The 20,851-nt window shown below is 63.0% G+C and carries 17 protein-coding genes, 1 pseudogene and 1 riboswitch; of the genes and pseudogenes, 7 read left to right on the forward strand and 11 right to left on the reverse strand.

All coding sequences use genetic code 11. The features are described from left to right. The first annotated feature begins 30 nt into the window (after window positions 1-30). The 5 genes from ertD (at window position 31) to ertB (ending at window position 5,946) form a co-directional block, all read left to right on the forward strand. Window positions 31-1,413, forward strand: a complete 1,383-nt coding sequence (gene ertD / locus ILFOPFJJ_RS06415) for a hydantoin-5-propionate amidohydrolase (RefSeq protein ID WP_173509692.1) — start codon at window positions 31-33, stop codon at window positions 1,411-1,413. Next, the gene (locus tag ILFOPFJJ_RS06420; protein ID WP_173509693.1) at window positions 1,410-2,678 is read left to right on the forward strand and encodes a Zn-dependent hydrolase; all 1,269 of its coding nucleotides are present in this window, start codon (window positions 1,410-1,412) and stop codon (window positions 2,676-2,678) included. Before ertD ends, ILFOPFJJ_RS06420 begins: the two co-directional genes overlap by 4 nt. After that, window positions 2,679-3,776, forward strand: a complete 1,098-nt coding sequence (gene ertC / locus ILFOPFJJ_RS06425) for a thiohydantoin desulfurase (RefSeq protein ID WP_173509694.1) — start codon at window positions 2,679-2,681, stop codon at window positions 3,774-3,776. Between the two features lie 12 nt (window positions 3,777-3,788). Beyond that, window positions 3,789-4,118 (forward strand): TfoX/Sxy family protein, encoded by a 330-nt coding sequence (locus ILFOPFJJ_RS06430; protein ID WP_173509695.1) that lies wholly within the window; start codon window positions 3,789-3,791, stop codon window positions 4,116-4,118. A gap of 169 nt (window positions 4,119-4,287) precedes the next feature. Continuing rightward, window positions 4,288-5,946, forward strand: a complete 1,659-nt coding sequence (gene ertB / locus ILFOPFJJ_RS06435) for a thiourocanate hydratase (protein ID WP_173509696.1) — start codon at window positions 4,288-4,290, stop codon at window positions 5,944-5,946. 240 nt (window positions 5,947-6,186) lie between these two features. Here the strand turns inward: ertB and ILFOPFJJ_RS06440 are convergent, their stop codons facing one another. The 5 genes from ILFOPFJJ_RS06440 to ILFOPFJJ_RS06460 form a co-directional block, all read right to left on the reverse strand. Then, window positions 6,187-6,948 carry an SDR family NAD(P)-dependent oxidoreductase gene (locus ILFOPFJJ_RS06440; protein ID WP_173509697.1) on the reverse strand — a complete coding sequence of 254 codons (762 nt, stop codon included), beginning with the start codon at window positions 6,946-6,948 and terminating at the stop codon, window positions 6,187-6,189. Window positions 6,949-6,952: 4 nt separating this feature from the next. Next, the gene (locus ILFOPFJJ_RS06445) at window positions 6,953-7,771 is read right to left on the reverse strand and encodes an ABC transporter permease (protein ID WP_173509698.1); all 819 of its coding nucleotides are present in this window, start codon (window positions 7,769-7,771) and stop codon (window positions 6,953-6,955) included. Further along, complete coding sequence (locus ILFOPFJJ_RS06450; protein WP_173509699.1) at window positions 7,771-8,637, reverse strand: ABC transporter permease; 867 nt, start codon at window positions 8,635-8,637, stop codon at window positions 7,771-7,773. The genes ILFOPFJJ_RS06445 and ILFOPFJJ_RS06450 overlap by 1 nt, the downstream gene beginning before the upstream one ends. Window positions 8,638-8,849: 212 nt before the next feature. Then, a complete protein-coding gene (locus ILFOPFJJ_RS06455) occupies window positions 8,850-10,010 on the reverse strand; it encodes a polyamine ABC transporter substrate-binding protein (RefSeq protein WP_173509700.1) in 1,161 nt (386 codons plus the stop codon). 51 nt (window positions 10,011-10,061) lie between these two features. Continuing rightward, window positions 10,062-11,141, reverse strand: a complete 1,080-nt coding sequence (locus ILFOPFJJ_RS06460) for an ABC transporter ATP-binding protein (RefSeq protein ID WP_173509701.1) — start codon at window positions 11,139-11,141, stop codon at window positions 10,062-10,064. 186 nt (window positions 11,142-11,327) lie between these two features. Between ILFOPFJJ_RS06460 and ILFOPFJJ_RS06465 the strand changes: the two are divergent. Beyond that, window positions 11,328-12,129, forward strand: a pseudogene (locus ILFOPFJJ_RS06465) (helix-turn-helix transcriptional regulator). Between the two features lie 203 nt (window positions 12,130-12,332). Then, window positions 12,333-13,610: a low temperature requirement protein A gene (locus ILFOPFJJ_RS06470; protein ID WP_173509702.1), complete on the forward strand. Its 1,278-nt coding sequence runs from the start codon at window positions 12,333-12,335 to the stop codon at window positions 13,608-13,610. A gap of 99 nt (window positions 13,611-13,709) precedes the next feature. On the opposite strand, the gene ILFOPFJJ_RS06475 is transcribed toward ILFOPFJJ_RS06470, so the two are convergent. The 6 genes from ILFOPFJJ_RS06475 to ILFOPFJJ_RS06500 all read right to left on the reverse strand — a co-directional run bounded on the left by ILFOPFJJ_RS06475 (window position 13,710) and on the right by ILFOPFJJ_RS06500 (window position 20,792). Further along, window positions 13,710-15,935, reverse strand: a complete 2,226-nt coding sequence (locus ILFOPFJJ_RS06475) for a TonB-dependent siderophore receptor (protein WP_173509703.1) — start codon at window positions 15,933-15,935, stop codon at window positions 13,710-13,712. A 186-nt stretch (window positions 15,936-16,121) separates the two neighbouring features. Beyond that, window positions 16,122-17,006: a helix-turn-helix domain-containing protein gene (locus ILFOPFJJ_RS06480; RefSeq protein WP_173509704.1), complete on the reverse strand. Its 885-nt coding sequence runs from the start codon at window positions 17,004-17,006 to the stop codon at window positions 16,122-16,124. Between the two features lie 199 nt (window positions 17,007-17,205). Then, complete coding sequence (locus ILFOPFJJ_RS06485; RefSeq protein WP_173509705.1) at window positions 17,206-17,679, reverse strand: 6,7-dimethyl-8-ribityllumazine synthase; 474 nt, start codon at window positions 17,677-17,679, stop codon at window positions 17,206-17,208. 90 nt (window positions 17,680-17,769) lie between these two features. Beyond that, window positions 17,770-17,943, reverse strand: a riboswitch (FMN riboswitch). Window positions 17,944-18,065: 122 nt separating this feature from the next. After that, complete coding sequence (locus tag ILFOPFJJ_RS06490) at window positions 18,066-19,127, reverse strand: ABC transporter ATP-binding protein (protein ID WP_173509706.1); 1,062 nt, start codon at window positions 19,125-19,127, stop codon at window positions 18,066-18,068. A gap of 4 nt (window positions 19,128-19,131) precedes the next feature. After that, window positions 19,132-19,920: an ABC transporter permease gene (locus tag ILFOPFJJ_RS06495; RefSeq protein WP_173509707.1), complete on the reverse strand. Its 789-nt coding sequence runs from the start codon at window positions 19,918-19,920 to the stop codon at window positions 19,132-19,134. Then, window positions 19,917-20,792, reverse strand: a complete 876-nt coding sequence (locus ILFOPFJJ_RS06500) for an ABC transporter permease (protein WP_173509708.1) — start codon at window positions 20,790-20,792, stop codon at window positions 19,917-19,919. The genes ILFOPFJJ_RS06495 and ILFOPFJJ_RS06500 overlap by 4 nt, the downstream gene beginning before the upstream one ends. Window positions 20,793-20,851 lie beyond the last annotated feature (59 nt).

Consider the following 20,851-nt stretch of genomic DNA (forward strand, 5'->3'; position numbering starts at 1 on the left):
CGGGCAGAGTGAACGGGAAGGGAAAGAGCAATGTCCGATTTCGATCTCGTTCTGAAAGGCACCGTCGTCCTGCCGCACCGTATCGTCGAGGGCGGACACGTGGCGGTCCGCGACGGCAAGGTCGTGCATGTCGGGCAGGGCGCTGCACCGGCGGCTCGCGAACGGCACGACCTCGGCAAGGCGCTGATCCTGCCCGGCGCGATCGATGCCCAGGTGCATTCGCTGTCGCAGAAGAATCAGGAAGACTTCATCTGGTCGACGCGCTCGGCTGCCGCTGGTGGGGTGACGACGATTGTCGACATGCCCTACGACGAGGGCAATCTCGTCTCATCGGCGGAAGCGGTCAGGCGCAAGATCGCCCATGCCGCTCCGCGGGCCCGCGTCGACTTTGCGCTCTATGGCACCATTGATCCCGAGGAGGGACCGTCACGGATCGGCGAGATGGTGGAGGCAGGTGTTGCCGCCTTCAAGTTCTCGACATTTGGAACGGACCCGAAACGTTTTCCGCGAATTCCTGCCGCGCTATTGGAAGAGTGCTTCCGGGCTATCGCTCCGACGGGACTGACCGCCGGCGTTCACAATGAGGATGATGAGGCGGTGCGGGCCGCGATCGATAAGGTCAAGGCAGCAGGGATCACGGACTATCGGGCGCATGGGCTTTCGCGTCCGCCTCTGACGGAGCTGCTTGCCACCAACCAGATCTATGAAACGGGGGCGGCAACTGGCTGCCCAGCACATGTGGTGCATTGCTCGCTCGGGCGTGGCTACGAAATCGCTGCCGCCTACCGGGCGCTGGGTCATGCGGCGACGATCGAGTGCTGTATTCACTATCTGACGCTGGACGAGGAAAACGACGTGCGCCGCCTCGGCGGCAAGGCCAAGATCAACCCGCCGATCCGGCCGCGCGCGGAGGTGGAAAAACTCTGGCGGCATGTGGCTGGCGGCAATGTCACTCTGGTTTCGACCGATCATGTGAGCTGGTCGGAGGATCGCAAGACCAATCCGGATATGCTCGCCAACGCCTCCGGAGTGCCGGGCCTTGAGGTGATGGTGCCGCTTTTCGTCAAGGGTGCGCTGGAGCGCGGCATTCCGCTGACGCGCGCCGCCGAGCTTATGGCGCTCAACCCCGCACGGCACTTCCACCTCGACCATTGCAAGGGGGCACTCGAAGCCGGCAAGGATGCCGATATCATCGTCATGACGCCGGAATCCTATGTCTATGATGCGGCCGAAAGCGGTAACAATGTCGTCGGCTGGTCGCCCTATAACGGTATCCGCCTGCCGTGGCGGGTCTCCGCCACCTATCTGCGCGGCCGGCTCGCCTTCGATGGCAGCCGGGTCGTGGCCGAGCCCGGTACCGGAGCGTTCGTGCGGCCGTTGCCGAGCCTGCCACTTCAGGAGGCGCGGCAATGACCGCAACGCAAACCAATCTGCCGATCGATGCGCGGCGCATCGCCGAGATCGTCAAAGGGCTCGCGCGTATCACCGAGCCCGATCGCCCCTATACCCGGCGGGCCTTCACCCCGCTCTTCCTCGAAGGTCGTGCCTTCCTCGAAGAGCACTTCAGGGCGGCGGGCCTCGACACGAGGATCGATGCGGCCGGTAACCTCATCGGCCGGCGCAAGGGCCGCAAGCCGGCACTCGGCACGATCATGCTCGGCTCGCATTCCGACACGGTGCCGGAGGGCGGCCGCTTCGACGGGATCGCCGGCGTCGCAGCGGCGCTCGAAGTAGCGCGATCGCTCGCGGATGCCGGCATCGAGCTCGATCATGATCTGGAGATCGTTGATTTCCTTGCCGAGGAGGTGTCGATCTTCGGCGTTTCCTGCGTCGGCAGCCGCGGCATGGCCGGGCTTATTCCGGATGGCTGGCTGAGCCGCACTCACGACGAGCTGACGCTCCGCCAGGGTATCGTCGAGGCCGGCGGCGATCCTTCCCGTCTGCCGTCGTTGAAGCGGTCCGACATCAAGGCGTTTCTGGAGCTGCACATCGAACAGGGGCCGGTGCTCGAGGCCGAGCGCCTCGATATCGGCGTCGTAACGGCAATCTCCGGCATCACCCGCATCGAGATCATCGTCGAGGGGCAGGCGGATCATGCGGGCACGACCCCGATGGGCCGCCGCCGCGATGCGCTGGTCGCCGCCTCGCGGCTTGTGCTCGAGATCGAGAAGCTCGGCTTTGCCCATGCTGCAGGCGAGGGCCACTTCACCGCGACCGTCGGCGAATTCGAGATCGAACCCAATGCCGCCAATGTCGTGCCCTCGCGGGCACGGCTCTTGATCGATGCCCGCGCGGAACTGAGGTCGCAGATGGAGGTGTTCATCAGCGACATCGAGGCGCTTGCCGCCCGCATCGCCGAGGAAACCGGCGTCGCGATCACGCCGCCGAAGGTGATCTCCGACAATCACCCGACACCCGGAGACCCCTGGGTTCTTGCGACGCTGGAAGCGGCCTGTGGGCGCGTCGGCGCTCGACATCGGCTGATGGCTTCCGGCGCCGGACACGACACGGCATGGATGGGCCGGATAACGAAGGCCGCGATGATCTTCATTCCCTGTCGCGACGGCCGGTCGCATGCGCCCGAGGAATGGGCGGAGAATGACGACATCGCGCTTGGCGCGGCCGTGCTGTTCGAGGCCGTGCGACGGCTCGACGGGCAATTGCAGGAGAAGACGTAGATGGGCCGGATACTGACGGAAAAGGATGTCGAGGCGGCGGTCAAGGGCGGTTCCGTCTATGCTGCGGGCGGCGGCGGCTGGGCCGATCACGGGCGCATGCTCGGATATGCGGCCGTTTCGATCGGCAAACCGGAACTGGTTTCGATCAACGAGCTGGAGCCGGACGACTGGGTGGCGACCGCCGCTGCAATCGGCGCGCCGGCTTCGACGACGCCGTGGGAGATGCGCGGCGTCGATTACGTGAAGGCGGTGGAACTGCTTCAGGAGGCGCTCGGTGAAAAACTCACCGGCCTGATCGTCGGGCAGAACGGCAAATCCTCGACGCTGAATGGCTGGTTGCCCTCGGCGATCCTCGGAACCAAGGTGGTGGATGCCGTCGGCGATATCCGCGCCCATCCGACGGGAGATATGGGGTCGATCGGCCTTGCCGGTTCGCCCGAACCGATGATCCAGACGGCGGTCGGGGGAAACCGTGAGGAGAACCGCTATATCGAGCTCGTGGTCCGGGGTGCGACGGCAAAGGTGTCGCCGATCCTGAGGACCGCGGCAGACATGTCAGGCGGCTTCATCGCCTCCTGCCGCAATCCTGTCCACGCGTCCTACGTCAAGGCCAATGCCGCGCTCGGCGGCATTTCCATGGCGCTGACTCTGGGAGAGGCGATTATCGCTGCGGAAGGCAAGGGCGGCAGCGCCGTAATCGATGCGATCGCAAATACCACCAACGGCTCCATTCTTGCCGAGGGAACGATCACGGATAAATCCGTCGTCTATACCAAGGAGGCCTTCGACATCGGCACGGTCACGCTCGGGAGGGGCGATGACTCAACGGTACTTCATGTAATGAACGAGTACATGGCCGTGGAAACGCCGGACGGTGCGCGCCTTGCGACCTTCCCGGACGTCATCACCACGCTGTCGCCGGAGGGTGAACCTTTAAGCGTCGGGCAGTTGCAGGTGGGCATGACGGTCTTCGTGCTGCATGTGCCGAAGTCGGTGATCCCGCTCGCCTCCAGCGTACTCGACCCGTCCGTCTATCCGTCGGTCGAAAAGGCGATGGGGATCGATATTGCACGCTACGCCCTGGCGGGGAAGCGTTGACGGGAGGGCGATGTGGCGCGCGATACCGGGCTTGAGGAACTGGTGAAGCAAGACCTCGGCGATCAGCCGGGGCTTTCGGAAAAGCCGATGTTCGGTGGTTTGGCCTTTCTCCTGAACGGCAATTTGCTCTGCGGCGCCCGCGAGGATGGAATGCTGGTGCGGCTTGGCAAGGGCAACGACCACTGGGCCTTGGCGCTGCCCGGCATCGTGCAGATGGTGATGGGCGAGCGCCGGATGCACGGCTGGGTGCGCGCCGGGGTGGAGGCCTATGGCGATGATGCTTTGCGTCGGCGCCTGCTGGATGCGGCGCTCAGCTACGTGTTTTCGCTGCCGCCGAAGTGAATGAACGAGGGTGTTGTGGTGCGCCCCTCATCCGCCTGCCGGCACCTTCTCCCCGCAGGACGGGGAGAAGGGACATGCCTCGCCCTTCCCGTCCGATCTCCCCGCTCGCGGGGAGAGGGTTAGGGTGAGGGGCAAAGACACGACCGCCACGCACAAAGGAACGACCGCCATGCCCAAGCCCAATCCCCGTCATCCGAACTTTCCGATTCCCGGCGGGCCGGGCCTGCGTGCCAAGGGCTGGCGGCAGGAAGCGCTGCTGCGGCTTCTCGAAAACGTCCTTTCCGTCGGGGAGGATCCGGACAATCTCGTCGTCTACGCCGCCCTCGGCAAGGCCGCGCGCAACTGGCCGTCCCATCGGGCCATCGTCAAGACGCTCACCGAGATGGACGAGGACCAGACGCTGGTCATCCAGTCGGGCAAGCCGGTCGGTCTGTTGAGAACCCATGCCAAGGCGCCGCTCGTCATCATGGCGAATTGCAACATCGTCGGCCAATGGGCCAAAGCCGAGGTCTTCTATGAGCTGCAGCGAAAGGGGCTGATCTGCTGGGGTGGGCTGACGGCAGGCGCCTGGCAATATATTGGCAGCCAGGGGGTGATCCAGGGCACCTATGAGATCTTCATGCGGATTGCCGAGCGCCGCTTCGGCGGCGATCTTTCCGGACGTTTCGTGCTGACCGCCGGGCTCGGCGGCATGGGTGGCGCACAGCCGCTTGCCGGCCGCATGGCGGGGGCCGCCATCCTCTGCGTCGATATCGATCCGGAACGCGCAAAGAAGCGCCAGCAGGTCGGCTATCTTCAGGAGATCGCGCCTGACCTCGACGCGGCGCTCGCGATGATCGACGCGGCGGTCAGGGAGAAAAAAGCCCTCTCGGTCGGGCTCGTCGGTAATGCCGCCGAGATCTATCCGGAGATCGCCCGGCGCGGTGTCGTTCCCGACGTGGTGACCGACCAGACCTCTGCGCATGATCTCGTCTACGGCTACGTGCCGAAGGGGATGAGTCTCGACCAGGTGCGGTCGCTGCGCGAAGACGGACAGGGCCAGCTGATGGCGGCAAGCCGCGCGTCGATCGTCGAGCACGTGAAGGCGATGCTCGATTTTCAGAGAAAGGGCGCCGAGGTCTTCGACAACGGCAACCTGATCCGCACGCAGGCGCGGGAAGGGGGTGTTGCCAACGCCTTCGACATCCCGATCTTCGCCGAAGCATATCTCCGTCCGCTTTTTGCCCGCGCCATCGGCCCGTTCCGCTGGATGGCGCTTTCCGGCGAGGAGAGCGACATCGCGCGGATCGACGACCTGCTCCTCGAAATGTTCCCGGAAAACCGGATCATCACCAACTGGATCCGGCTCGCGCGGCAGCATATCCCTTTCGAGGGGCTGCCGGCGCGCATTGCCTGGCTCGGCCATGGCGAACGCACCGCGCTCGCGCGGAGCGTCAATCAACTGGTCGCCAGCGGTGAACTCAAGGGGCCGATCGCGTTTTCGCGCGATCACCTCGATGCCGGCGCGATGGCGCATCCGAACATCATGACGGAGCGGATGAGGGATGGCTCGGACGCGATCGCCGATTGGCCGCTCCTCGACGCCATGCTGCTCTGCTCCTCGATGGCCGACCTTGTCGTCGTCCATTCTGGCGGCGGTGGCTATGCCGGTTACATGACGAGCTGCGGCGTGACGGTCGTTGCCGACGGCACGAAGGCGGCCGACGAAAGGCTCGACCACGCGCTGACCAACGACACGTCGCTAGGGGTCATCCGTTATGCCGATGCCGGCTATGACGAGAGTTTCGAGGAGATCGCCAGCAAGGGCATCGGCCACGTGCGGGTGTGAGGGCCTCCGCAACATGCCGGCCCTCACCCCTCTGCTTATCACAGGGATCCAGCGGCGCCGCGTCGGCGGCGCGGGAGGCTCTGTCCTGTCCTGCAGCAAGTCATTCACGGCGCGGACGCGCCGTGGCTGGATTCCTGTGACAAGCACAGGAATGAGGAGGGGGCGGGCGGCCACGTTGCCCCATTTCAGGCCTCGCCAGCGGCATCGGAGCGATGGGCTGTAGCCGTGTGCGTCTGAAAATCAGACCACAGTCTCCCCGCCATCGACCACCAGAATCTGCCCGGTCATGTAGGACGAGCGGTCGGAGACCAGGAAGAGGATCGACTCGGCAATTTCGTCGACGCTTGCCCATCGGCCGAGCGGCACCTTCTCGCGGATATAGGCCTCGATGGCACTCCGTCCGCCCATCTGGGCGATGAAAGGTTCGTTGAAGGGCGTATCCACCCAGCCGGGGCAGAGCGCGTTCACCCTGATACCGTATTTCGCATAGTCGCCGGCCATCTGCCGCGTCATGGCGATGACGGCGTGTTTGGTCGTCGTATAGGCGATCATCTCGCGATCGTAGAGCACGCCGGAGGAAGAGGACGTATTGACGATCACGCCGCTGCCAGCCGCCTTCATCGACGGCATGACGAGGCGGGCGGCCATGAAGTGGGCGCGGACATTGAGGCTCCAGGAGCGGTCGAAGCCTGCCACTTCGACTCCTTCAAGGTCGCCGGCTACCTGCGCGCCGGCATGATTATGCAGGATGTCGATGCCGCCGTGGCGGTAGAGAATGTCGGCGATGCCGTCCGATAGCGCCACGTCGTCGGTGACGTCCAATGGGAGCGCCTCGGCGCTGCCTCCCTTTGCTGCGATCGCCCCGACCGTTGCTTCCGCGGCCTTCCGGCTGCGGTCGACGACAATCACATGGGCGCCTTCGCGCGCCATGATGGCGGCGCCCGCCTGACCGATGCCGGAGCCTGCTCCGGTGACGACCGCGACCCGGTCTTTCAGGATCATTGTTTCACTCCCCGGATTTGCTTTTCTTTTCGCGCATCAGAAGGCGCGCTGTCAGGATCAGGAGCAGCGAGGCGACCAGAACCAGGGTCGCGATCGCATTGATTTCCGGCGTCACGCCGCGGCGGATCGAGGCGAAGACATAGATCGGCAGGGTCGTCTTCGAACCCGCGACGAAGAAGGCGATGATGAAATCGTCGAAGGAGAAGGTGAAGGCGAGCAGGAAGCCGGCGAGGATCGACGGCAGGATCTGCGGCAGCACAATCAGGCGGAAGGTGGTGAGTGGCGTCGCGTAGAGGTCGCTCGACGCCTCGACGATGTCGCGGCCTAGGCTCGCGATCCGCGCCTTGACGATCATGGTCACCAGCGCCATCGAGAAGAGACCGTGGGCGGCGATGATCGAGCCGTAGCCGAGACCGAGCTGCGGTGGCCGATTGCCCGGCCAGATCGTCGCGAGGGCGGGATTGACGAAGGAGAAGACGGCGACCAACGCAACCAGCGTGGCAATGCCGATGACCACGCCTGGCACAACGATCGCCGCAGCGAACAGGGCATCGAAGACGGCGCGTGTGCGCGGCCCGAGCCGCTCCATGCCGAGTGCTGCCATGGTGCCGAAGATGGCGGCGAGCGCAGCACTCGTAAAGGCGATCATCAGGCTGTTTTGCAGGGCTGCGACCAGGAACGTATTGCCGAGGGCCTTGCCATACCAGGCTGTCGAGAAGCCGGTGAACTCGCTCGCATTGCGGCCGGCATTGAAGGAGAACAGCACGACCGGCGCGATCGGCGCGTAGAGAAAGAGATAGACGGAGAAGACGAAGGCGCGCATCAGACGAGATCCACCTGTCTTGTGCCGGCGACTTTCCAGGCGATCCGCATCGCCACCATCAGCACCACGACGACCACGGCGACGAGCGTGACGGCGATCGCGGACCCGAAAGGCCAGTTGCGCGATTGCAGGAAGAGGTCGACCAGCGCATTACCGATGAAGAAGACCTTGCCGCCGCCGAGGAGCTGCGGGATCAGGTATTCGCCAAGGAGCAGGATGGTGACGAGCGCGACTCCGGTCATCACGCCCGGCAGGGAGAGCGGCAGCGTGACGCCGAGGAAGGTGGAGACCGGTCTGCCGCCAAGATCGGCGGAGGCCTCGAGCAGCCGGCGGTCGAGCTTTTCCAGGCTTACATAAATCGGCATGATCATCAGCGGCAGATAGCCGTAAACGATGCCGAGCAGCACGGCGCCTGGCGTGTTCAGCATACGAACATCCTCGATGCCGATCATCGAGAGGAGATTGGGGATGCCGCGCGAACCGAGGATGTACATCCATGCGTAGGTGCGCACGAGCAGGCTCGTCCAGAACGGCACGACCACAAGCGAAACGAGGATGAGGCGATAGCGCGGGTTCGCCTTGACGGCGAGGTAATAGGCGACGGGGTAGGCGACCAGCAGGCAGAGCAGGGCGCCGGCGGGCGCCAGCACCAGCGTATTCCAGAAGGCTGCCGCCCGCGTTGGCAGGTTGGCGAACTGCGCGAAGGTGAAGGCGGCCTGGTAACCACCCTCCGGTGCGCGCTCGCCGAAGGCAAAGACCAGCATGGCGATGAAGGGGAGTACGAGAAAGACCGAAAGCCACGCCGCCGCCGGCGCCACCAGCGCCGCCGTCACCAGGTTTCTCTTCGTGTTCATTGCCGCTTGCATGAGATCCGGTCCGTCAGAATGCACTTGAAAGCCCCTCATCCGGCCTGCCGGCCACCTTCTCCCCGCAAGCGGGGCGAAGGGGACTCGTCGCGCCGCTTCGTTTCCTCTCGTCGCTGGCGTGAAGAGGGCTCTCGCGGCTTGTCCCTTCTCCCCGTCAGAACGGGGAGAAGGTCGCGGCAGCGGGATGAGGGGCAAACGCGCCCTATTCTCGCTCACGCCGACTTGAAGCGCGCCATCAGCTCGGCGCGGCCAGGGTCGGTCAACGTCACGGCGGCGCCAAATTCGAGCGGGGTCAGCGCCGCTTCGTCCGGATAGACGATCTTGTTCGAGGTTACCTCGGCCGGCAGCAGCTTCAGGACGCGACTGTCGGTCGTCGGTGCGCCGTTGGCGATGTGTTCCTTGACGGCGTTTTCCGGCGTCATCAGGTAGTTGAGCAGCGCATAGCCGGCGGCCTTGTTGGCGGCGCTCTTCGGGATGGCATAGAAATCCGACCAGATCTCGCCGCCGTCCTTGCCGAGCACGAACTGAATTTCCGGCATGTCACGGTTGAGCTGGGCGCCGTCATTGGTCCAGCACATGGTCATCCAGGCGTCGGTCGCGCGCATCGACGGCTGGTAATCGCTGTTGATCGCATAAAGATGCGGCTTCACCTTGATCAGGAGTTCCTCGGCCTTGGCAAGTTCGTCCGGCTTGACGGAGTTGAAGGAGTAGCCGAGCGAAACGAGCGCATTGCCGATAGTGGTGAGCTGGTAGTCGTGCACCATGGCGCGGCCGTCCGCCTCGGTCATCGCCACTTCGAAGAACTCCTTCCAGCTCGTGACCGGCGCCTTGATCTTGGAAGAGTTCACCGCGATGCCGGTCGTGCCCCAGTTCTTCGGCACGGCATAGGTCTTGCCGTCGACGATGCCTTCGTTGGTGAAGCGCGCGGTCTCGGTCGAGGCGTCATAGTTCGGCAGTTTCGACATATCGAGCTCATCGATGAGGCCGAGCTTCACATAGGTCGAAATCGTGTAGTTCGTCGGCACGAAGAGATCCCAGCCGGTGCCGCCCGCCTGGAGCTTCGCCAGCATTTCCTCGTTCGAGCCGAAGACATTGACCTCGACGGCAACGCCGGTCGCGGCCGTAAAGGCCTCGAAGGTGGCGGGATCGTGGTAGTTCGGCCAGGTCGCGATCGACATCTGCGTGCCGAGATCGCCGGCGAAGGCGGTGGAATTGAAGAGGCCGGGCTGGCGCGCGAAGACGGCGGTCGCAAGGCCGAGGCCGGTGACGCCGAGGAAGTGCCGGCGGGTGACCGAACCGCGCTTCAGACGCATCAACTCGTCGGCAAGCTTGTCGGCGGTAACCGGGGCATTCTCTCTGTACCACTTGGTCATGATGCTGTTCCCTTATCGTTGACGTGCAGTGATGGCAGCAGATCCGGCAGCTCAGGCCGGGAAGACGTGAAGCGCGTTCGGGTCGAAGGCGAGCCCGATTCTTTCGCCGGGTTCCGCGAGATCGTTTTCGTTGAGGCTCCGGCGGTCGGCAGTCACCAGAAAGTCGCCGAGGCCATCGACCTCAATCGAGTATTCAACCGACGAGCCCAGGAAGATGCGGTGCGTCACGGTGCCTTGAAGCGTCGCTCTCCCATTGCGGACGAGGCTGATCGCTTCCGGGCGGAGTGCAACCATGGCCGCGCCGAGCGTACCGTTTGCGCTCGCTGGTTTCGCAAGGCCGACGCCGTTCGCCAGCCGGATCGAATTCGTGCCGGCGTCAATGGTGGCGGCAATGCGGTTGGTCTTGCCGACGAAGTCGGCGACGAAGAGGCTCGCCGGGCGGTCGTATATCTCCTCCGGCGGGCCGATCTGGACGATCCGGCCGGTGCTCATGACGCAGACGAGATCACTCATCGACAGCGCCTCTTCCTGATCATGGGTGACCAGCACGAAGGTGATGCCGAGTTCACGTTGTAGGCTCTGGAGCTCGATCTGCATGGCCGTCCGCAGCTTCTTGTCGAGAGCGGCTAGCGGTTCGTCGAGGAGCAGCACCTTCGGCTTGTTGACGATGGCGCGGGCGAGCGCCACGCGCTGCTGCTGTCCGCCTGACATTTCGTGAATGCGGCGCTTGCCGAAGCCGCCGAGGCGGACCATCTCCAGCGCCTCCTGCGCCCGGCGGGCAATTTCGGCGGCGGCGATGCGCGGGCGCATCTGCTTCAAGCCATAGGCGACGTTCTGTTCGACATCGAGGTGCGGGAACAGCGCATATTGCTGGAACACCATGTTGACCGGCCGCCGATAGGCAGGCACGCCGTTCATCGGATGACCGCCGATAAAGACCGTGCCCTCGCTCGGTTGCTCGAAGCCGCCGATCATGCGCAGGCATGTCGTCTTGCCGCAGCCGGAGGGGCCAAGCAGCGCAACGAACGCACCCTTTGGTACAGCGAGGTTGATGTCCGATACGGCCGTGACGCTGCCATAGCGTTTGGCGACCGAACGGAATTCGATGTCGTTCGTCGAAGCGGATGTCACGTTTGTTCCCTGCGGTTATCTTTGGAGATCGCTTGCGGTTCTTACGCCGCTTCTTCCCGCCGCTATTACCATGCAGCCTAGTCAAAGGCGGCCGCGCCGGTATATACCCCAAGAGAGGTATTTCAACCCGGATTGCCCTGTGGAAGGAGTATACCCCGAAGCGGGAAAATCGGCCGGGAGCGCGATTTGAGTATCGACCTCGATGGACTTTTTCAGGCACTCGCACCCTTGATCGACGGTATGCCGATGGACGATGGGGCCGTCGGCGGCGCATTTCGCCGGCTGATGTCGACGCTGATGAATTTCGACTATGTCGTCGTCTTCGCCTATCGCGGCAAGGAGCGCCCGATCGATCTCTACAGCACCTTCGACGCGAAGGACCATGTCCTCTTCGTCAGCCTCTATCAGGCCGGGCCCTATCTGCTCGATCCTCTATCATGCCGCATGCGCACCGAAGCCCGGCGTCTGGCGGATGCGGGAGCTTGCGCCCGATCGATTCTTCTCCAGCGAATACTATCGGACCTACTATGTTCAGACAGGGCTCGCGGAGGAGATCGGCTTCTTTGTGCCGATCAGCGATCAGATCACCGTCGTTCTCTCGCTGATGCGGCGCGAGGCGACCGGCACCTTCAGCGCGGCGGAATTCGCGCTTCTCAAGAAGGCCGAGCCGCTGGTGGCGGCGCTGGTGCGCCACCACTGGGCCGATCTCGGCCGCCGCTTCGACGCGGCGCTGGCAAAAACGGGACGGAGCCGCCGCAAAGCGTCGCATCCGCCCGCCGATGGCGTCTGGCAACATCTGAACCTGACGGAAAGGGAGGCTGCGATCATTGAGCTGGTGCTCCAGGGGCATTCGTCGGAATCGATCGGCCTCAAGCTCGGCATCTCGACCGGAACGGTCAAGGTTCACCGGCGCAATGTCTATCGCAAGCTAGGCATCTCCTCGCAGACCCAGCTTCTTTCGCTCTACATCAAGAATCTCGGCCATTGAGGCGTTACACGCGTTTCGACGCCATTTCAAATGTGCGGCCTTGACTGGTTTCCGATGAATAATTGAGGATGGTCGCATTCCCTTCTGCTGTCTCCTCGAATCGGAGCCGATTTAAGGAAGAAACATGCAGTAATTCAAAGTGCTACAGCGAACTTTGTGCGTCTGAAAGATGCGCGGCGCCGTAGAAAAGCCGGAGCGCTTCAATGTCCGAGACCCCGCCGCCCAAGCCGCATTCGATTGCCCACCATGTCGCCAGGATGAGCGGGCGGGATCCGCACGAGGGGCATCGCGCCGCCACGCCGCTGGAGCTGCTCTTTGACCTGACCTTCGTCATCGCTTTCAGTCTTGCTGCCGCGCAGCTCGCCCATCTCCTGGCCGAGGGACATTTCAAAGCCGGCCTGATCGGCTTCGGCTTCGCGAGTTTCGCGATCTGCTGGGCTTGGGTGAATTTCTCCTGGTTCGCTTCCGCCTATGACACCGACGACTCGGCGTTTCGTTGCGTCACCATGGTGCAGATGGCCGGCGTCCTCATTCTCGCCATCGGGCTGCCGCCGATGTTCGAGTCGATCGACAAGGGAGAATATCTCGACAATCGCATCATGGTGCTAGGCTATGTCGTGATGCGGGTCGCCATGGTGTTTCAGTGGCTCAGGGCGGCGCGACAGGACCCGCACCGTCGTAAGGCCTGCACCACCTACGCCACAGCGGTCTCCATCGCCCAGATTGGCTGGATCGTGCTGATCTTCATCGATTTCTCCCTGCTGGTGACGCTTGCGTTCGTGGTCGTGCTGACGGCGATCGAAATGGCGGGGCCAGTGATCGCGGAGTCGCGGCAGGGCGGAACGCCGTGGCATGCGCACCACATCGCCGAGCGCTACGGCCTGCTCGCCATCATCGCGCTCGGCGAAGGGGTGGTCGGAACGGTCGCCTCGGTCACGGCGGTGGTCGAGGGGCGGGGATGGAACCTTGACGTGGCGCTTGTCTGCATCGCAGGCACCGGGCTGACCTTCGGCATGTGGTGGATCTATTTCACGCTCCCGAGCGCGGAAATCCTTCACAAGTTTCGCAAGCGCGCCTTCGTCTGGGGTTACGGGCACATGCTGATCTTCGCCGCAGTCGTGGCGACGGGCGCCGGGCTGCACGTCGCTGCCTACTATATCGAGCACAAGGCGCATATCTCGTCCGTCGCGACGGTGTTGACCGTTGCCGTTCCCGTCGCGATCTACATAGGCCTGATCTACGCCATGTACGTCTATCTGGTCAGGGCGATGGAGCGTCGCCACGTCTGGCAGTTCTGCGCGACGGTCCTTGTGCTGGCCGCATCGGTGGGAGCGGCGATGGCAGGCATCGACATGGCGACCTGCCTTATCATCCTGATGTTCGCGCCGGTGATCACCGTCATCGGTTACGAACGCGCCGGCCATCGGCATAAAGCGCGGGCACTCGAACGCGCGCTCGGTGGCGGGCAGAGCGCGCATTGAGGTCCTGCTTCGGCATGCAATTGCCTAAGTCGCATCAAGGCTTTGCGTGAGGCGCCTGACGATCCGATTCAAGCGCTTCACGAGGCGATTCAACAGCGCTTACCACGTCTTGCTGAGCTTCAGCGTGAAGGTGCGGCTTTCCCCGTAGCCGCAGGTCAGGAGTCCCTGGCATCCCTTGACATATTCCTTGTCGAAGAGGTTGGCGACGTTGAGGGAGGCCGCCCAGTCGTTCTTCTCGTAGCGGATCGCGGCATCGACGAGCGTCGCCGCCGGGACTTTCTTCGTGTTCTCGGCGTCAGCCCAGGACTCGCCCTGGCGGCGTACGCCTGCGCCGAGGCTCACGCCTTCGAACGTGCCGCTGGTCACCGTGTAGTCGAGCCACAAGGCAGCCTGGGTTTCAGGGATGAGGTAGGGCGACTTGCCGGTGAGCGCGGGGTTGGCGTCCTCCGTAACCTCGAGGTCCGTATAGCTGAAAGCGGAAATAATCTTCCAGTTTTCGTCCAGGTTGATCTTGCCCTCGAGCTCGATCCCGCGGGAGCGCACCTCGCCCAGCTGCGTGGAGATCCCAAGGGTGGGGCTCGTCACCTGGACATTCTGCTTGGTTATCTCGAATATGGAGGCGGTGAACAATCCGTCGACGAACGACGGCTCGTATTTGATTCCCGCTTCGTACTGATAGCCTTCTTCGGGTTTCAAGGGTACCAAAGTCGTAATCGCGGCATCCGGGTTCGAGTCACGTGAGCCCACGAGCGGGTTGAAGAAGGTGGCGACGCTCACATAAGGCGTAATGCCGTTGTCGAACTCGTAAGCGAGGCCGGCCCGGCCGCTGAGCGCGACGTCATCATATCCGAAGTTGGACGGACCGGACCAGGCGGTGGGGCCGTTCTTGAGATCGGTATCGACGTAGTCGTAGCGACCGTTGAGCGTGAGGAGCCAACCGTCGCCGAAGCGAACCTGGTCTTGAGCGTAAACGCCGATCTGCTGTTGCGTGAAAATCTGATTAACGTAGACAGATTTCGGCCCCTGCGGGACGCCATAAACCGGATCGGTGGGGCTGATAGGGTTCGCGCCTCCCGTGGCGCCTATATGGTCGAGCCGGTAGTATTTGTAGTCCAGGCCGACGAGAAAAGCATGGTTCGTCGCGCCGATTTCAAAGTCCGTCTCCGCCCGGTTGTCGATCGCGAAGCTGTCGACCTTCGACGTCGCCTCGAAGCCGATGCGGTTCAGGAGGTAGTCCGGAGCGAGAGGCTCTGGGTTTTCGAACGTCGGCCCCACATAGCCGAAGGGATACGGATAGTTCTCATGCTTGTGCAGATGAGCGTAGCGGGCGTTCTGGGTGAGACTCCAACCGTTGTCAAAATCGTGCTTGAACTCATAGCCGAGCATCTGCTGGGCGTAGGTTCCCTCATCGATATCGGGTTCGCCGAAGTAGGCATCCCGATCGATCTTGCCGAAGGGGGCGTCGACCACCGTTCCGACATAGGGCAGGAAGCCGTTGCCGACATGGACCTGGTCGAGCCCTTGCAGCAGTCCGAATACCGTCAGGCTAGTCGCATCGTCGGGGGCATAGGTGACTTGCGGAAGGATGAAGCCCCGCAGGTCTTCGGAGAAATCTGAGTAATTGTCGCCGCCGGCGATCTTGCCGGTCAGACGGTAGCGAACAGTCCCGTCTTCGGTCAGCCGGTCGTTAACGTCGAAGCCGGTGAAGGCGTTGCCATCACTGTTGATGCCGACTTCCGTGTAGTAGAGCGGCTCGTCAAGCGGCCGCTTGCTGATCAGATTGATGATGCCGCCGGGATTGGCGCCGCCATAGAGCACGGAGGCCGGCCCCTTCAGCACCTCGATCCGCTCCAGCATGAAGGGGTCGATCTGGAAGTTGCCGAAGGCGTAGCTGAAGAGGGAGAGCCCGTCGAGAAAAACGCCGGTCTGTGCCGCATCGAAGCCGCGGATATAGAACCAGTCCGTATCGGCGTCGACGCCGAAGGGCGCGGCCATGACGCCGGGCGTATAGCGCAAGGCTTCATCGACCTTGTTGACCACGGCGCGATCGTCCATTTCCTCGCGACCGACGACGGAGACCGACTGGGGGATTTCGCTCAGCGGCGTGGCGGTCTTCGACCCGGTTGCGGTCGCCTTGGCCACGTAGCCGTCAACCGGGCCGGTGGCGCTGCCGTTCGCCTGCGCCCCGCCTTCGACCACCAATCTTTCAAGCTCGGTGGCGCCGCCGTCCTGAGCCTGCGCCGTACTGGCGATCAGCAGTGCGGCAAATGCCGCCCCGCCTGCCAATAGGTCTTTCAAACGCGCCCCGCTGCCATTGCTTTGCATCGTACTTCTGCCCCGAAATCAGCCGTCCGGCGCCCCATCCCCGGAGAACGCGGCACGGCCAGTCTTCACCTTGATAAGATGAGCGTTTATCTCAAGTATGCCGGCCGGGCTTGTCCGGACTCTGGAAAATTGAACGATCCTGGGCAAATTTCCGCACCGCACACAGGCAGCGCGGGCACTATCTCGTCAGGAGAGACGGCTCTTTTTCCAGAGCGCCGGCGTCGTGCCGACCGTCTTGCGGAACACGCGGGTGAAGTGTGCCTGATCGGCGAAACCTGTTTCCGCCGCCACTGTGGTCAGCGATGCGTTGTTCTCAAGCAGCATCTCTTTTGCGCGCTCGATCCGGGCGCTTGTCTGCCACTGATGCGGCGCCATGCCGGTAGATGCCTTGAAGGCGTGGCTGAAATGCGATTGCGATAGGCCGGTGAGGTTTGCCAGTTCTTCCAGCCGGACGTTGCGGGCGACGTTCTCCCCGATGTAGTCCACCGCGCGGCGCAGCTGCCAGGCCGCCAGCTGGCTGCGCTTGCGACCGGCGCTCCGGTTGATCTTCATCAGGTCGATGAACAGCGCCAGCGTCAGCCCGTCGCCGTAGAGGTCGTGCAGCGGCTGCGGATTGAGGCATTCGGCGGCGATCAATTCTGCAAGCTGGAGAAAACGAGGGTCCTGGAACATCAGCCGCGGCGTTTCGATCGCGCTGGGGTGGAGATCTTCCATCAGACGGCGGCTGAGCACATCGACATCGAAATGCAGGTCGAGATGCCGCAGGTATTGGATATCGACGACATCGGTCCAGAGCTCCACGCCGGCCGGTATGTAGGAGAGAGCCTGCCGATGATAGTTCTGGACAGCGCTTCTGCCGTTCGAGGCTAGCTTGACGCGGCAATTGCCTCCGCCCCTGGCGTCGAGCACGATAAACATACGCGGATCTTCCGCGACGTAATATCCGCCGGCGTGAGGAACGCACTCGACATCCCACACGTCGGCGACAACGCCGTTCCAATGACGCCGGTGCAGCCCGCCTATGACAGAGAAACCGCTGATCTTGTTTTGCATGCGCGGCTGAAATGTCATCGTCGCATTCCCGTGAGCAGGGGCCTTCGGCCCCGGCGCAGTTCTTAATCTTTCATCTTATAGTCAAGTTTCCATACTGCAGGAGATCGGGATTTTCAATCGCGCCAATTGCGTTTGCATCGCTCCGATTCAATGAAACATGCAGCAGGGGCACGACCGCCGCCGGTCGCGCCCCTGCTCATGACTGCAAAGGTCGTCGTCAGGCGTCGATCAATGCGAGCTTGGCGCGGGCGTCGAGGATCTGGGCGCAGGCATTGGCGGCCTCTTCGCCCTTAACGACGAAATGGTCGCGGAAGAAGGCGATCAGGGGTTCGCTTTCCTGAAAGTTGTGGGGGGTGAGCACGGCGGAGAGGACCGGCACATCAGTGTCGAGCTGCACCCGCATCATGCCGTCGAGCACGGTACCGGCGACGAAGTCGTGGCGGTAGATGCCGCCGTCGACCACGAAGGCCGTTCCGAGAATCGCCGAATAGCGCCCGGTCCTCGCGAGCGTCTGTGCATGAAGCGGGATTTCGAGAGCACCCGGGACGTCGAAGATCTCGACGTCGGCCGCATTGCCCCCGAGCGTCGTCCACTGCGCGACGAAAGCATCGACGCACCGATCGACGATGTCGGCGTGCCAGCGGGCGCGGACGATTGCAATTCTGGCGGAGGGTTGGGAAAGAATGGTCATGGTCTCAAGCCTTTCAGGGTTTGGCGCTTTTCCAATGATCCCGTCGGGCGAACATGCACGCGCGGAGAGCCCGGAAGGGACTCCGCTCCTGCTTGCTCTCTTCCATCCGGACTGTAACCGTCGGCTCCGGAATTCGACCGGATCTGCTGACCTTCGAACACCTTTGTGCGTCCAATTGGACGCGCGGCTTCCGAAGCGCTCGCGGGCTTCGATCGGATGATCGCTACCGCCGGTGGGGAATTTCGCCCCGCCCTGAGAACGCTTGCGACTATATAGATCGGCCGGTGGCGGTCAAACGCGCGCAACGACGCCGAAGTGAAAAAACGCGACAGATTTTTCCAAAGCAGGCGCGTTGCCGAACAATTCATTCCGGCAATCAGCGGCCCCTATTCACGGATGACGAGCAGGTCCTTGGCGGCGAAGCGCAGGGTGACGTTTTCACCCGAGACCGGCAGCGTGAGACCGGGGTCGTTGAACGTGTCGAATGAGATGATGTCGCTGCCGACACGCAATTTTGTCCGGATGACCGAGCCGAGGAAGCTCGTGGAGACGACTTCGCCGATAAGCGCGGTATCGCCCCTGGCGCCTTCGGCAATCGAGCCCGCTTCCGGGCGCAGTGCAAGCGAGATGCTGTCGCCGCCCTTCAGGCCGGCGATCGACTCCTTCAGCGAAATCCTCTGGCCGCCAATTGTGACTGCGCCGGCGGAGGGGTCTGCGACCTTGCCCTCGATGATGTTCAGCGTCCCGACGAAAGATGCGACGAAACGGGTTGCCGGCGTGTTGTAGATCTCGAAGGGGGTGCCGATCTGGTCGGCGTGGCCGGCGTTCATGACGACGATGCGGTCGGAGATCGACAGCGCCTCCTCCTGGTCGTGCGTCACGAAGACGGTGGTAATGCCGAGCTGCTGCTGGATCTGCCGGATCTCTTCGCGCAGCGACACGCGGATCTTCGCGTCGAGTGCGGAGAGGGGCTCGTCGAGCAGCAGCACTTGCGGCTTGACCGCAAGCGCGCGGGCAAGCGCCACGCGTTGCTGCTGGCCGCCGGATAATTGATAGGGGAAGCGGTCCGCCAGGTGCTCGAGCTTGATCAGCCCGAGCATCTGCTTCACCCGTTGATCAATTTCCGTTTTGGAAGCGCCCGCGACCTTGAGGCCGAAGGCGACATTGTCGTGCACGTTCATGTTCGGGAACAGCGCATAGGCCTGAAACACCATGCCGATATTGCGCTGGTTCGGCTTCAGTGAGCCCTGGTTCTTGCCGTCGATGATAACGGAGCCGCCGGACGGGGTCTCGAAGCCGGCAATCATCCGCAGGATCGTGGTCTTGCCGCAGCCGGAGGGCCCGAGAAAGGAAACGAACTCGCCCTTGTTGATGCCCATGTTGAAGTTGTGCACGACCTGAACCGGGCCGAAGGACTTCTGGATGTTGGTCAGTGTCAGGAATGCCATGTGATCAAGCCTTGGCCGGAGCGGATTTCTGGAAACGGGAGACGAGCTGGATCAGACCCATGCTGAGCCAGGTGATGGCAAACGCGATAACGGCGAGCGCCGAGGGCTCGTAGGCCTTGTTGGCGCCGACGAGCTGCAGGTAGGGACCGAATGCCGGCCGGTTGAGCAGCGCGGCCATGGTGAATTCGCCCATCACGATCGCGAAGGTGATGAAGGAGCCGGACAGCACGCCGCTCATCACGTTCGGGAAGATGCAGCGGAAGAGGACTGTCGGCCATTTGGCGCCAAGGCTCTCGGCCGCTTCCGTCAGCGTCCTGACGTCGATCGCCCGCATGGCTGTATCGACCGCACGATACATGTAGGGAAGCGACAGCGTCATGTAGGAAAACATCAGGAGCGCATTCGTCCCCGAGGTCGAGCCGGTCAGCGGCAGCACCGAGGAGGAGTTGTAAAGGCGCAGATAGCCGAAGACGATGACGATTGCCGGAATGACGAGCGGCAGCAGCGTGATGAATTCGACGACCGGGCGGACCTGCGGCAGGCGCAGCCGCACCCAGTAGGCGGTCGGCACGACGAGCAGCATGCCGAAGATGATGGTCAGCAGCGCCATCAGCATCGAATAGCCGAAGGTCTCGCGGAACTGGATATCGGCGAAAACCGACTGGTAGGCGTCGAAGGAATATTCGCCGCGGCGCATGCGCAGCGAGAATTCCAGTGTGCCGAGCAGCGGAATGATGAAGTAGCTCGCTCCGATGGCGATGGCGATCCAGGCGCCGAGGCGTTGTGCTTTCATTTCTGCCACCGTTCGGCGCGCATCCGCAGCCAGATGTAGAGAATGTTGGAGATGCCGGTGATGACGATCATGCCGAGCGCCAGCGCATAGCCAAGATTGGGGTTGTGCAGCACGTCGCCGCGGATCTGCGCATAGAGCAGGATCGGCACGATGTTGAGCGAGCTGCCGGTCAGCGCATATGCCGTTGCGATGGCGCCGAAGGCGTTGGCGAAAAGCAGAAGTGTCGTGCCGAGCAAGCTCGGCCAGAGGATCGGCAGGGCCACCATGCGCCAGTATTGCCATGTCGAGGCGCCGAGGATCTCGGAGGCTTCACGCCACTCCTTCTTCAAGCCATCGAGCGCCGGCGTCAGGATGAGTACCATCAGCGGGATCTGGAAATACATGTAGGTGATGGTGAGACCGAAGAAACTCAGGAGATTAAAACCGGTCGAGTAGAGATTGAAACCGAACCAGTCGCGCAGGAAAACCGTGACAAGGCCGGTCCGGCCGAGCGTCGCCAGAAAGGCAAAGGCGAGCGGCACGCCGGCGAAGTTCGAGGCGACCCCGGAAAAGGTGAGAAGGCCGGAACGGACCCAGGTCGGCACGCCGCCGAGCACGACAGCCCAGGCGAGGAAGAAGCCGATCAGCGCTCCCCCGAGCGACGAAGCGACCGATACCCGGATCGAGATCCAGTAGGCGCTGAGGATCGAGGGCGTGAAGAGATCGGCGAGGTTCTTGAAGGTGAATTCGCCTTCCGGCGTCAGGAAGGCGCCGGTAACGAGATAGAGCGTCGGCACCACCAGGAACATCAGCGCGAAAATCATGAAGGGCGCAATGCCGAGCCAATCGATGATGGCGCGTCTGCTGATCAAGGGCGTTGCAACGGTGCTCATATGGTTCGGTTGTCCCGGCATCGGAAAAGAAATGCCTCCCCGCCCACTGCCTGGCTCCT

The sequence above is a fragment of the Sinorhizobium psoraleae genome, from assembly GCF_013283645.1.
Classification (GTDB): Bacteria; Pseudomonadota; Alphaproteobacteria; order Rhizobiales; family Rhizobiaceae; genus Sinorhizobium; species Sinorhizobium psoraleae.